14 protein-coding genes are annotated in these 12,869 nt (G+C 67.6%); 7 read left to right on the top strand and 7 right to left on the bottom strand.

Going from position 1 to position 12,869, the window contains the following annotated elements:
* The 3 genes from hrpA to H7290_RS07750 all read left to right on the top strand — a co-directional run.
* On the top strand, positions 1-3,414 hold a 3,414-nt coding region (gene hrpA / locus H7290_RS07760), incomplete at its 5' end, for an ATP-dependent RNA helicase HrpA (RefSeq protein ID WP_290513451.1).
* 75 nt (positions 3,415-3,489) lie between these two features.
* On the top strand, positions 3,490-3,750 hold the full coding sequence (locus H7290_RS07755) for an ANTAR domain-containing protein (RefSeq protein WP_290513450.1): 261 nt from the start codon (positions 3,490-3,492) through the stop codon (positions 3,748-3,750).
* Between the two features lie 9 nt (positions 3,751-3,759).
* Positions 3,760-3,888, top strand: a complete 129-nt coding sequence (locus tag H7290_RS07750; protein ID WP_290513449.1) for a hypothetical protein — start codon at positions 3,760-3,762, stop codon at positions 3,886-3,888.
* 72 nt (positions 3,889-3,960) lie between these two features.
* On the opposite strand, the gene H7290_RS07745 is transcribed toward H7290_RS07750, so the two are convergent.
* Positions 3,961-4,320: an FKBP-type peptidyl-prolyl cis-trans isomerase gene (locus H7290_RS07745; protein ID WP_290513448.1), complete on the bottom strand. Its 360-nt coding sequence runs from the start codon at positions 4,318-4,320 to the stop codon at positions 3,961-3,963.
* 42 nt (positions 4,321-4,362) lie between these two features.
* On the opposite strand from H7290_RS07745, the gene H7290_RS07740 reads away from it, so the two are divergent.
* Positions 4,363-5,409: a zinc-dependent alcohol dehydrogenase family protein gene (locus H7290_RS07740; protein ID WP_290513447.1), complete on the top strand. Its 1,047-nt coding sequence runs from the start codon at positions 4,363-4,365 to the stop codon at positions 5,407-5,409.
* A 6-nt stretch (positions 5,410-5,415) separates the two neighbouring features.
* Here H7290_RS07740 and H7290_RS07735 read toward each other — a convergent pair whose 3' ends face one another.
* The 4 genes from H7290_RS07735 to H7290_RS07720 form a co-directional block, all read right to left on the bottom strand.
* Positions 5,416-5,733 (bottom strand): DUF952 domain-containing protein, encoded by a 318-nt coding sequence (locus tag H7290_RS07735; RefSeq protein ID WP_290513446.1) that lies wholly within the window; start codon positions 5,731-5,733, stop codon positions 5,416-5,418.
* Positions 5,730-6,179: a MarR family winged helix-turn-helix transcriptional regulator gene (locus tag H7290_RS07730; protein WP_290513445.1), complete on the bottom strand. Its 450-nt coding sequence runs from the start codon at positions 6,177-6,179 to the stop codon at positions 5,730-5,732. The genes H7290_RS07735 and H7290_RS07730 overlap by 4 nt, the downstream gene beginning before the upstream one ends.
* A gap of 97 nt (positions 6,180-6,276) precedes the next feature.
* Complete coding sequence (locus tag H7290_RS07725; protein ID WP_290513444.1) at positions 6,277-7,494, bottom strand: acyl-CoA dehydrogenase family protein; 1,218 nt, start codon at positions 7,492-7,494, stop codon at positions 6,277-6,279.
* A gap of 14 nt (positions 7,495-7,508) precedes the next feature.
* The gene (locus H7290_RS07720; protein ID WP_290513443.1) at positions 7,509-8,822 is read right to left on the bottom strand and encodes an acyl-CoA dehydrogenase family protein; all 1,314 of its coding nucleotides are present in this window, start codon (positions 8,820-8,822) and stop codon (positions 7,509-7,511) included.
* Between the two features lie 184 nt (positions 8,823-9,006).
* On the opposite strand from H7290_RS07720, the gene def reads away from it, so the two are divergent.
* Positions 9,007-9,618, top strand: coding sequence for a peptide deformylase (def, locus tag H7290_RS07715; protein WP_290513442.1), 612 nt, complete (start codon positions 9,007-9,009; stop codon positions 9,616-9,618).
* A 78-nt stretch (positions 9,619-9,696) separates the two neighbouring features.
* Complete coding sequence (locus tag H7290_RS07710; RefSeq protein WP_290513441.1) at positions 9,697-10,572, top strand: DUF5343 domain-containing protein; 876 nt, start codon at positions 9,697-9,699, stop codon at positions 10,570-10,572.
* Here H7290_RS07710 and H7290_RS07705 read toward each other — a convergent pair.
* Positions 10,569-11,384, bottom strand: coding sequence for an RNA methyltransferase (locus H7290_RS07705; protein ID WP_290513440.1), 816 nt, complete (start codon positions 11,382-11,384; stop codon positions 10,569-10,571). The genes H7290_RS07710 and H7290_RS07705 overlap by 4 nt on opposite strands.
* Positions 11,385-11,402: 18 nt before the next feature.
* Here H7290_RS07705 and H7290_RS07700 point away from each other — a divergent pair, with 18 nt between their 5' ends.
* A complete protein-coding gene (locus H7290_RS07700; RefSeq protein ID WP_290513439.1) occupies positions 11,403-11,930 on the top strand; it encodes a YbhB/YbcL family Raf kinase inhibitor-like protein in 528 nt (175 codons plus the stop codon).
* A gap of 3 nt (positions 11,931-11,933) precedes the next feature.
* On the opposite strand, the gene H7290_RS07695 is transcribed toward H7290_RS07700, so the two are convergent.
* Positions 11,934-12,746 carry a lytic transglycosylase domain-containing protein gene (locus H7290_RS07695; protein ID WP_290513438.1) on the bottom strand — a complete coding sequence of 271 codons (813 nt, stop codon included), beginning with the start codon at positions 12,744-12,746 and terminating at the stop codon, positions 11,934-11,936.
* Positions 12,747-12,869 lie beyond the last annotated feature (123 nt).

The raw sequence follows: 12,869 nt of genomic DNA, 5'->3' as shown, positions 1-12,869 counted from the left end.
CGGTCGGTCGCCAAGCGCATCGCCGACGAGTGCGAGGTCGACCTGGGCGCCGAAGTGGGCTACGCGGTGCGGTTCGACGACAAGACGTCGGCAGCGACCGCGATCAGGCTCGTCACCGACGGACTCCTGCTGGCAGAGCTGCAGCGCGACCGCATGCTGTCGCGCTACGACACGATCATCATCGACGAGGCGCACGAGCGGTCGCTGGCCATCGACTTCCTCCTCGGCTACCTCAAGCAGCTCCTCCCCCGTCGACTCGACCTCAAGGTCATCATCACCTCGGCCACGATCGACGTCGAACGCTTCGCGGAGATGTTCGATGCACCGGTCATCGAGGTCAGCGGGCGGACGTTCCCGGTAGAGGTGCGCTACCGGCCGCTCACCGAGGGCGAGGCCAGCGACCAGCTCGACGCCATCGCCGCCGCGGTGTCAGAGCTGCCCAAGGACGGCGACATCCTGGTGTTCATGTCGGGTGAGCGGGAGATCCGTGACGCCACCGACTACCTGGCCGGGAAGAAGTACCCGCGGACCGAGATCCTGCCCCTGTTCGGACGCCTCGCCGCGGCCGACCAGCAGAAGATCTTCAGCTCGCACCCGGGGCGCCGCATCGTGCTGGCCACCAACGTCGCGGAGACGTCATTGACGGTGCCGGGCATCCGCCACGTCATCGACCCCGGATTCGCCCGCATCTCGCGCTTCAGCCAGCGACTCAAGGTGCAGCGGCTGCCCATCGAGCCGATCTCCCAGGCGAGCGCCTCGCAGCGCGCAGGACGCTGCGGCCGGGTCGCTGACGGCATCTGCATCAGGCTCTATTCCGAGGAGGACCACGACGGGCGTCCGGAGTTCACCGACCCCGAGATCCAGCGCACCAACCTCGCATCGGTCCTGCTGCAGATGGCGTCGCTCGACCTCGGATCGATTCGCGACTTCCCGTTCCTCGACCCGCCGGGCTCGCGTGCCGTGAGCGACGGGCTCAACCTGCTCTACGAGCTCAACGCACTCAACCCGCAGGGTCGGGAGACGGCCCGCCTCACCAAGGTCGGGCGCACGATGTCGACCCTGCCGACGGACCCGCGCCTCGCCCGCATGCTGATTGCCGCCGACACGCTCGGCTGCCTCGCCGACGTGCTGGTCATCGTGTCGGCAATGTCCATCCAGGATCCGCGCGAACGCCCGCTCGAGCACCAGCAGGCCGCCGACGAGAAGCACCGCCGCTTCCGCGAGCCCGCCTCCGACTTCCTGTCGTACCTCACCCTGTGGACGTATATCCGCACACAGCGCGACGAGCTCTCGAGCTCGGCATTCCGCCGCATGTGCCGCGACGAGTACCTGCACTACCTGCGCATCCGGGAGTGGCAGGACGTCCACTCGCAGCTGCGTCGCACAGCCAAGGAGCTCGGGCTGAAGGCGGGTGCGCCGGGCTCGGACCACGACCTGATCCACCGTGCGCTGCTGCCGGGCCTGCTGTCGCACATCGGTCTGCGCGAGCCCGACGGTCGCGAGTTCCTCGGCGCCAGGCAGGCGAGGTTCATGATCTTCCCGGGCTCGGGGTTGGCGAAGAAGCCACCGCGCATGGCGATGGTGGGCGAGCTCGTCGAGACCGGACGGCTGTGGGGACGCACCGCGGCCAAGATCCAGCCGGAGTGGGTCGAGGAGGCGGGGAAACACCTGATCAACCGCTCGTACAGCGAGCCACACTGGTCGACCAGGCGCGGCGCGGTCATGGCCCGCGAGAAGCTGCTGCTCTACGGCATCCCCCTCATCGTCGATCGCCTCGTGCAGTACGGCTCGGTCGACCCGGTGGTGTCTCGCGACCTGTTCATCCGCCACGCCCTCGTGCAGGGAGAGTGGCGCACCAAACACCGCTTCTTCGCTGCCAACCAGACCATGATCGAGGAGGTGGAGTCGCTCGAGGACCGACTCCGTCGGCGCGACCTGAAGGTCGATGACGAGACGCTCTACTCCTTCTACGACGAGCGTGTGCCTGCCGACGTGGTGTCGACCCGCCACTTCGACAGCTGGTGGAAGAAGACGCGGCAGTCCCGACCCGACCTGCTGACCTTCGACCCCGCCATGCTGCGCCAGGCCGACGCCGGTGATCCGGACGATGAGTATCCGCGCGAGTGGCACTCCGACGGCGAGGCGTACCCCCTCACGTACGCCTTCGAGCCCGGCAGCACCGACGACGGTGTGACGGTCGACGTGCCGATCGAGCGGTTGCTCGCGGTCGACGACTCGTCGTTCACGTGGCACGTGCCGGGTCATCGGGTCGAGCTGGTCACCGAGCTCATCCGCTCGCTTCCCAAACGGCTGCGCCGTGAGTTCGTGCCAGCCACCCAGTTCGCCCCACGACTCGTCGAGTCGATGGACGCCGGTGCTAGCGACCTCACCGGAGAGCTGGCCAGGCAGATGCGCCTTCTCAACGGCACGCTTGTCACGCCCGACGACTTCGACTTCGCGGCGATACCGGCCCACCTGCGGGTGACCTTTCGCGTCGTCGAGGGTGGCAAGGAGCTGGCCCGCGGCAAGGACCTCGCCGTCCTGCGCACCGAGCTGTCGTCCTACGTGCGTGCCGACCTCACGAAGGTCGCGCGCGAGGAGGAACGCACCGGCGTGCGCAGCTTCGCCGATGTCGGCGCCATCGAGCCCACCATCACTGCCGGACAGGTCAGCGGTTACCCGGCCCTCGTCGATGAGAATGGGTCGGTGGCGCTCCGGGTGCTCGACTCGGCGGTCGAGCAGTCCGTGGCCATGGTCAAGGGTCAGGCCCGTCTGATGTCGTTCGCGCTCGCGACCCCTGTGCCCCAGCTCGGAAGGTCGCTCGACCTGCGGGCCAAGCTGGTGCTGTCCACCGGCCCGCACGCCGACGCCGCGGCGGTCATCGAGGAGTGCTGGCTTGCCGCCCTCGAGACGCTGATCGTGCGTCACGGCGGCCCCGCGTGGGACGAGAACTCGTTCGACGCCCTGCGGGAGGCCGTCCGCTCCGAAGCGTACGGCGAGACCGAACGAGCCGTGCGCGCCGTCATCGAGGTACTGCGGGCGCTGGGTGAGGTCGTGCCGACCCCGTCCACCGACGCTGGCGAGGACGTCCGTGTGCAGCTCTCATGGCTGATCTACCCCGGATTCATTCGCGACAGCGGAGTGGCGCAGCTGAGCCGCATTCCGTCGTACCTCGAGGCCGCACGGCGCCGTCTCGACGCCTCAGTGACCCAGGATCTGTTGGCAGCGCAGGATCTCGAGGCGCGATACCACGAGCGCACCGCAGGCCTGTCGACGTGGGCCCGGCTCGCGCCCGATGTCCAGCACGTGCGTTGGGCGCTAGAAGAGCTGCGGGTCGGACTGCTCGCACAGGGTTTGCGGACGGCCTTTCCCGTCTCGGTCAAGAGGGTGACCGCCATGGTGGACGCGATGTAGTCTGGCGTCTCAGCTCAACAGACGCTGACGGCCCACGAGGCCTTGCAACCCACCCCCGTGTGTTCAAGGATCAGCATGACGGATCTCCCAGTCCGACCATTGCCCGACGGCGCTGCCGAGCGTGCGTCGTCCACCACGACCGGCGTCGACGTGCAGGGATTCCCTGCCGACCCGATGTTCTCAGCCGGGCTCGACAAGGCTGCCAGGCTCCAGCACGAGAACGATCATCTCCGGCGCATCCTGGGCACCCAGCCGGTCATCGAGCAGGCCAAGGGCGTGTTGATGCAACGCTTCGGCATTGACGCCGAGATGGCCTTCCAGCTACTCATCCGCTAGTCACAGGCCATGGAACAACGGCTCAGCATCGTCGCCGAGGTCCTCCTCGAGCTGGCTCACGTCGCCGAGATTCGTCCGGGCAACCAGAACCTCGTCGAGGAGCTCGAGAAGCAGCTCGGACACGTGTGGGTCCGGTGATCCGAGGCTGGCACTGCGCCAGTCCCGGCCGGGCGTCCATCATCGCGAACCCACTGACGGTCGAGGTGCGGCTCAGACGCCGATCAGGTCGATGACGAAGACGAGCGTCTTGCCTGAAAGTCGGTGTCCGCCACCTGCGGCACCATAGGCGAGCTCCGGCGGGCACACCAGCTGACGACGACCGCCGACCTTCATGCCCGGAATGCCCTGCTGCCACGCGGCGATGAGTTGCGGCAACGGGAACTTTGCGGACTGTCCGCGGTCCCACGAGGCGTCGAACTGTTCTCCGGTGTCGAACTCGACGCCGACATAGTGGACGTCGACAAGTCCACCGGGGACGGCCTCCGCACCGTCGCCGACGATGATGTCGGTGATCTGGAGCTCGGTGGGCGCGGGACCCTCGATGAAATCGATTTCTGGCTTGTCAGTCATGCAGACGATCCTGTCACATGGGCTCGCTGCAAGAATGGGCCCATGCGTGCCACCGTTCTTCATGCCCCCCGTGACATCCGCCTCGACGATGTCGCAGCGCCCGAGCTGCTCGAGGACACCGACGCGATCGTGCGCGTCGTCGCCTCGTGTGTCTGCGGCTCAGACCTCTGGCCCTACCGAGGGATCAACGAGGTCACGAGACCCGTCCGCATCGGCCACGAGTTCGTCGGCATCGTGGAGAACGTCGGTTCGACCGTCTCGACTCTGCAGGTGGGCGACTTCGTCATCGCTCCGTTCACCTTCTCCGACAACACCTGTGCGCTGTGCGCGCGTGGTGTCCACACCTCGTGCGTCAACGGGGGCTTCTGGGGCCAGCACGACAAGCAGGGACACCCGGTCGATGGCGGACAGGGTGAAATCGTCCGGGTGCCGTGGGCTGACGGCACCCTCGTCGCGACGCCCTCGCAGCCGAGCCAAGCCATGCTGACGCACCTCCTGACCCTCTCGGACGTCTTCCCGACCGGCCACCACGCTGCCGTGTCGGCGGGTGTCACGGCGGGCAGCACCGTCGCCGTCGTGGGTGACGGTGCCGTCGGCCTCAGCGCCGTGATGGCTGCGAAGCGCCTCGGTGCCGCCACGATCGTCGCGATGTCGCGGCACGAGAGCCGGCAGCAGCTGGCCCGACAGTTCGGCGCCGACGAGGTCGTCGCGGAGCGCGGCAAAGACGGCGCCAAGGCTGTGCGGGAGATCCTCGATGGCATCGGTGCCGACTTCGTGCTCGAGTGCGTCGGGACGAAGGACAGCATGGCCCAGGCCGTGCAGTGCGCACGACCCGGTGGACGACTCGGCTACGTCGGCGTGCCCCACGACGTCGAGCTGAATGTTCCGGCCATGTTCGCCCGCAACATCGGCATTGCCGGCGGCATCGCGCCGGTCCGCCACTACATCGAAGAGCTGCTTCCCGATGTCCTGGACGGCACTGTCGAGCCAGGCCTGGTCTTCGATCTCGCACTGCCCCTTGATCAGGTGGCCGACGGCTACCGGGCCATGGACGAACGCACGGCGATCAAGACCATGCTCACGATCTGATCGACCTCACGAGCCGTATGGGTCGGCCGACAGCACTGCGGCCACGTCGAGCGGGCCATAGATGTGAGGAAACGTGAGGTCGGCGCCCTGAACCTCTTCGAGCCGCCAGGGTGACGTCAGCAGGTCGGTGTCGATCGTGAGGAGCAGCAGTGGCTCCTGCACCTCGGCGTAGAAGCGCTGGTGGACGTCCTCGACCTGCTCCGCGCGGGAGCAGTGGATGAAGCCGACATCAGCGAGGTCGAGACCGAGCGTCGAGACGGTGTAGGCGCCCGTCTCGCGAGCCGCCTCCCACGCGTCGACGAGCGCGAGGTGGAAGATCTTCACGGGATCTGCTCGGCCGCGTCGTTGAGGCGGGCGAGGCTTCGTCCGAAGGTGTTGATCTCGTCGGAGGTCCAGTCGGACAACACCTCGGACAGCCGCGCATGGCTGCGCTTCCGGTAGGCATCAAGGCGCTCGATGGCCACCGTCTCCCCCACCAGCAGCTGGGCGCGACCGTCCTCGGGGTCGGGCACGCGGCTGACCAGGCCGATCTTCTCCAGAGCCGCAATGGCCCGGCTCGCGGTGGACTTGTGGACGCCGAGCTCGTCGGCGAGCTCGGACCCACGGACGCCACCCTTGGCGTCACAGATGGCGATGAGGAACAGGAAGCTGCCGTAGTCGAGCTTGGGGTGAATCGTGCCGATGCTGCGCAACGACCGGGCGCGCACCCGCCGCACGAACCGGGTGAGCTCGTAGTCGACGTTGAGGTCGGCCGGCAGATCGCTCGTCATGGCGCCACTGTATAGGCGCAGCCGTACAGGCCGTGTCGAGCGCGCGGCTCCGTCGGACCGCGGGCCGCACGCCACCTCGCCATGTCGGCAGAGGCTCTCAGCGGAGCTCGGTCGAGGACAGCCCGAGCAGACGACGGGCCACGATGAGCTGTTGGATCTGCTGGGTCCCCTCGAAGATGTCGAGGATCTTGGAGTCGCGCGACCACTTCTCGAGCAGGCTGCCCTCGCTGTAGCCGAGAGTGCCGGCCAGCTCGACGCATCGCAGCGTGATCTCGTTGCCGACGCGCCCGGCCTTCGCCTTGGCCATCGACGCCTCCATGGAGTTGGGCTTGCGGTTGTCCGCCAGCCACGCGGCCTCGAGCGTCAGCAGCAGCGCAGCCTCCCAGTCGGCCTCCATCGAGATGAATGTCGCGGCGGCATAGGACTGCGTCTGCAGGGGGCGGTCGTAGTCGATCTCGACGCCGGCCTCCTCGAGCAGCACCCGGATGTCCTCGAGCGCCGCGCGGGCACAGCCCACGGCCATGCCGGCGACGAGCGGACGGGTGTTGTCGAAGGTCGCCATGGCGCCCGCGAAGCCCTGCTTGGTGTCGATCTCGGCATTGCCGAGCAGGTTCTCAGCCGGTACGCGGCAGTTGTCGAGCAGGATGACGGCGGTGTCCGAGGCGCGGATGCCGAGCTTGTGCTCGAGCCTCTCGACCCGGATGCCGGGCGTGTCCTTGGTGACGAGGAACGACTTGATGGCAGCCCGCCCGAGGGACTTGTCGAGCGTTGCCCAGACGACCACGGAATCGGCGCGGTCGCCCGAGGTCACGTAGATCTTCTCGCCGTTCAGGATGTAGGCGTCGCCATCCTTGACGGCGGTCGTGGTGATGGCCGCGGAGTCCGAGCCGGTCGACGGCTCGGTGATGGCCATGGCCGCCCAGGTGCCCTTGAAGCGTTCGAGCTGCTCCTCGTTGGCAACGGAGGCGATCGCCGAGTTGCCGAGGCCCTGTCGCGGCATCGAGAGCAGGAGGCCGACATCTGCCCAGCACATCTCGATGATTGAGAGGAGCGACGACATGTTGGTGCCGTTCTTGACCTTGGCGTTCTTTTCGCCATCGTCCTCGTCACGGCGCACTCCGGCCGCCCCGGCGCCCTGACCCTGACCCGAGTCGCCCATGCCGTCGACGAGGGCGGCGAGGAGGTCGAGCTCCTTGGGGTAGGCGTGCTCGGCGAGGTCGTACTTGCGGGAGTTGACCCGCAGGAACTCCTCAGCGACCTGATGTGCTTGCTTGACGAACGGCCGGAACTTGCGGGGAGTCTCGAGATTGATCATGTGATGTTCCGCCCTCAGACGAGGACTGCTCCTTCCATCAGGCCGATGGCTCGCAGGTCGCGGTACCACCGTTCGACCGGGTGCTCCTTGACGAAGCCGTGGCCACCGAGCAGCTGCACGCCGTCGGTGCCGATCTTCATGCCGTGCTCCGAGGCCAGTCGGTGCGCCAGCGCCACCTCGCGGCTGAAGTCGAGGCCCTGCTCGGCGCGAGACGCTGCTCGCAAGGTCGTGAGTCGCATGCCCTCGAGCTCGATCGCGATGTTCGCGACCATGAACGCGACGGCCTGGCGGTGCGCGATCGGCTCGCCGAACGCGTTGCGCGTCTTGACGTAGTCGGAGACGTAGTCGAGGACGGCACGACCCGTACCCACGGCCAGCGCTGCCCAAGCGAGGCGCGAGAGCCGGATGCACTCGCGGTAGTCGGCCTCGGACCCGTCGCCGAGCACGGCGTCCGCGTCGATGTCGACGTCGGTGAGGATCAGACGGCTCAGCCCCGCTGCGCGCAGGCCCATGCTGGGGTCGGCCTCGATCGAGACCCCCTCCGTGCTCGACTCGAGCAGGACGAGGGTCGGGCTTCCGTCGAGGTCGACGGCCACGATGAACAGCTCAGCCTCGATGCCCCGGACGACAGCTGACTTGATGCCGTTGAGCCGGTAGCCGGTGTCGGTCCTGACGGCCGTCGTGCTGAGAGCGAACGGGTCGAACAACGGACGCGGCTCAGCGACCGCGAGCGCCGCGGTCGGAATGTCCTCGCCAGCAAAGACCGGGAGGTAGGTCTGCTGCTGGCTGTCAGAACCCCACAACGAGATGGCGGTCGCCACAGCGGCTGGCGCGAGCACCGCAACAGCCTGCCCCATGTCTCCTTCGGCGAGCGCCTCGGCCACGAGGACGCCGGTGACTGCCGAGCGGTCCTCCGAGAGCCCACCGAGCGCCTCGGGGATGTTGAGGAGGGTGAGCCCGAAGTCGCTGGTCTGGGCAAACACTTCTTTGGAGGTGTCGTTGGCAGCCTCGGCCTCGGCAGCGCCCGGGCGGAGCACCTTGGCCGCGAACTCCTTGACCACGCCGACGATCATCGTCTGGTCGTCCGTCGGGGTGAGGTCGAAGACACCGCTGTCAGTCGTCCTCGCAAGGCGGGCCGGCGCGCCGGATCCCTTGACACGCTTGAAGGTGCGTCCGGCGGTGCCCGCAGCGCGGAAACCAGTCTTGGCGCCCTGGTACACCGCCTTCTCGGTCGTCTTGCGCAGGCCGAGCCTGTCAACGGCCGGCGAGCTGGCAATGCGGTTGAGCACCGCGAGACCGATGCCCATGGGATCTCTACGACTGGCCACAGGAACTCCTTGGAGGAAAGACGAGCTGACTTCGCTGCACAGGCGGATTTCCCGCTCGGACCCACTGTAACTGAGAGTTGCACTTCGAGATACGCATAGTGTCCGAAAGCTACCTGCGGGGACCACTACAAAGCGTGCGGGGGTTGTCTAGATATCCTTTGCTGGTCTGAGCGGAGGAGCCTCGGTGTCCCAGCCTGTTTCACAGTCACGCCCACTTCCCGGTGGTGGTGTCATCCGACCCATCACACGGTGGGGCACGCCGGTCATGCACCGCGAGCTCTCTGACGTCACGTCGTTCGATGACGACCACGAGACGCTCGTGCGCGACATGGTGGCCACGATGTATGCCGCCAAGGGTGTTGGCCTCGCGGCCAACCAGGTCGGCGTCGATCTCAAGGTGTTCGTGTTCGACTGCCCCGACGACAACGAGAACCAGGTCACCGGAGTCGTGTGCAACCCCGTCCTGCTGCTGCCCGAGGGCAGGGACCGCAACCTCGAGGACGAGGACGAGGGTTGTCTCTCGCTCCCCGGCGCGTTCACCAGCTGCGCCCGCCCCGACCAGTCACACGTCACCGGCCTCGATCATCACGGTGAGCCCGTCAGCTTCATCGGCGACGGCCTGCTGGCCCGCTGCCTGCAGCACGAGACCGACCACCTCTTCGGGACAGTCTTCGGCGACCGTCTCCCCGAGCGTGCGCGCAAGAAGCTCTACCGCCAACATCAGGAGCTGTCGGCCAACTACCCCGACGACTGGCCCGTGACCATTCTCGCCGACGAAGCTCTGATCCAGCGCTGACGATCACTCGTCAGCCACGGCTGACCCCCGTGAGCGGTAATTTCTTCCTCACCCGCTGACTGTCACCGAGGGAGAGTCATGACAGGCATGCCGCACACGACCGAGCCCGCCTCGGTACCGCGACTTCTGAAGGTCGCCCGCACTGCGTCCGTACCCAGCCGCGTCACGACTGGGTTTCTCGAGAACAACGGGTTCGATCACGACGAGGCTCCACACCTGATAGGCCTGCTGCGAGCGATCGGCATGGTCGACAAGGACGTCGTGCCGACCACACGATGGCGCCAGCACCGGGTGCCGTCGGCGTCGGGTCAGGTGATCGCCCGAGCCGTTCGCGACAACTACAAGCCGATCTTCCGGCTCCTGCCCACAGCACAGTCCGCCGACATGACGCGGCTCGCCGAGATCGTGCGCGGCGAGACCAGCTACGCCGAGCCCCACGTCAGGCAGACCGTCGACACGTTCATGGCACTCTGCGCGGAGGCGGACTTCTCGACCGACCCGGACGGCCCGACCACGGCGTTGGCCGTGCCGTCGGTAGGGCCCCCGGCCATGAGCGGGCTGGTCAGTCTCACCAGGTCGCTGATCGAGGCGCTGCACTGCGTCGAGCACGGCCTGTACCGGCCCGCACACGTCTCGGCATGGAACGGTCTCATCGCGACAGTGCTCTCGATGCTTGCCGCAGACGGCTTCTCAGCCGTGCACGAGCTGAGGCCGGCGTGGAAAGTCGGCAACACGGACGACCTGGCTCGTCGCATGTCCGGAGCGATGCATCTGGACTGGATGTTCCAGCTCGGGCTGTGCACGGACGATGAGCGGGACTCTCTCGACGATCTGCTGCGTCGACGCAACGATTGCGCGCACCCCTCCGACTTCGAACCCACTCGCGACGAGGCGTTGACCTACGTCACCGATGTCGCCACCTTCGCGAGCAAGCTTGCTGGCAGGACGTCCTAGACCGGGATGGTGCGTGGGCGCAGCTCCCAGCACGCGACCGCGACCGATGAGGCGACGTTGAGGGAGTCGATGTCGGCCGCCATCGGGATCGTGACGCGGTGGTCGGCAGCCTGCTCCCATCGCCCGCTCAGACCGTGCCCCTCGGAGCCCACCACGAGCGCCAGACGATGGGTGTCGCGCGGTACCTCATCGAGCGGGACCGAATCCGGCGCCAAGGTCATGGCGTACGTCGTGAAGCCCGCTTCCCGCAACAGGTCTGGTGCGGTGTACCAGTCGTCCACGCGCGCGTAGGGCAGCCAGAAGACCGCACCCAACGACACCTTGATGGCGCGGCGGTAGAGCGGGTCTGCGCACCGCGGTGACAGGAGCACAGCGTCGAACCCGAGAGCGGCGACACTGCGAAAGATCGCGCCGACGTTGGTGTGGTCGGCCAGGTCCTCCACCACGACCACCCGGCGTGCGGCGGCCAGCACGTCCCGTGGCGAGGGCAGGTCTGGACGTTCGAGAGCCGCCAGGGCGCCGCGGTGCACATGGAAACCTGTGAGCTCCTCGATGGCATCGTCGTCGAGCACGAAGCACGGCACGTCCGTCTCGTCGAGAAGGTCGGCCAGGCCGTCGAGCCACTTGGGCGACATGAGAAACGAGCGCGGTCGGTGGCCGGACTCCAGCGCCCGCCGGACGACCTTCTCGCCCTCCGCCAGGAACAGGCCGCGCTCTGACTCCAGCTTCAGTCGCAGCTGGACGTCACGCAGGTCGACGTAGTCGCGTAGACGAGGGTCGGCGAGATCGTCGAGTTTTACGATCCGGGCCACCGGGATAGCGTAGTTGCCATGAGCCTCGACCGATCCATCACACCAGATCCGTACCCTCTTCTGCCCCCCACCGCGTCCTTCGAGGTGACGAGCACCGATGTGACCGACGGGCAGCCCCTCGGCGACGGCCAGGTCAACGAGGCCGGTGACACGTCGCCCCAGCTGTCCTGGACCGGAGCTCCCGAGGGCACCAAGTCCTACGTCGTGACGTGCTTCGACCCGGATGCGCCGACCGTCTCCGGCTTCTGGCACTGGGTCGCCGTCGACATCCCCGCCGATGTCACCGAGCTGGCGACCGGCGCAGGGGCGTCGGACGACATGCTGCCCGGCAACGCCTTCCACGTGCGCAACGACGGCGGCGGTGCGGGCTTCATGGGTGCCGCTCCCCCGGCCGGCGATCAGGTGCACCGCTACTTCTTCGTGGTGCACGCCGTCGGCGAGGAGACCCTCGGCGTCGACAGCTCTGCCTCACCCGCGGTCGTCGGCTTCAACCTGGCCTTCAAGACGCTGGGGCGCGCCATCATCCACGGCACCTACGCCCACTAGTCGTCAGGCGACGCCCGCACAGCGGTTGGCCCGGGCGAGGACGCTGCGGACGTAGTCGTCCGAATGGTTGTACGAGAAGATCGCCCGGGTCCAGCCTGCGCCGGTGCTGAGGTCTGCGCCGGACGCACACAGGTAGAGCCCCGCCGTGTAGGCCGAGTCGATGATGTTGTTCGGGTCGGTGTCGCCGTCACCGTTGCCGTCGGCGCCCCAGGTGTTCCACGTCGATGGGATGAATTGCATCGGTCCCACGGCGTGGTCCCACTGTGAGTCACCGTGCCAGCGGGCCGAGATCGCGTCGGAGCGGATGGCGGCGGCGCCGGCCGTGCCGTCGAGGGCCGGCCCGATGATCGGGTGCGATGTCGTCCCGTCAGGGAGCAGGTATGCCCCGGAGCTGGTGCCGTGCCCCGACTCGATGCCACCGATGCCGGCAAGCGTCGTCCATCCGAGGCGGCACCTGGGCTGTTCCGTCGCGAGCCTGAGGGACGCGCGCCCGTAAGCGTCGACCGCTGTCGTGCCGATGCCCGTCTTCTCAGACGTCGTGGCGGTCCAGGCCGCCGAGACAGGGCTGCCACTGGCAGCGTCATCCCTGCCACTCAAGACCGGCGCAATCTGCTCAGCGACCGGCCTGACCGCCTCCATCGTCGTGGTCGGCTCGGCCGTCAGCCCGGGCTGGGTGTCGGTGATGATCCCGGTCGACGGCTGGGCTGACAGCACCGCCGTGACGAGAAGCGCGAGGACGGCGAGGCACACGGCACCCGTCGTCAGCATGATGATCGATGACGAGCCGTCGTGGCGACGGGATGCGCGCTCAGCCAAAACGGCCGTTGACGTAGTCGGCTGTCCGGGAATCCTGCGGGTTGCCGAACATCGCCCCGGTGTCGCCGTGCTCGACGACCACGCCGGGCGTGCCCTGTGCGGCCAGGAAGAAGGCGCACTTCG

Origin of the sequence: Aeromicrobium sp. (assembly GCF_014378035.1) — a bacterium.
Taxonomy (GTDB): domain Bacteria; phylum Actinomycetota; class Actinomycetes; order Propionibacteriales; family Nocardioidaceae; genus Aeromicrobium.
This window is presented reverse-complemented; position numbering and strand designations above follow the sequence as displayed.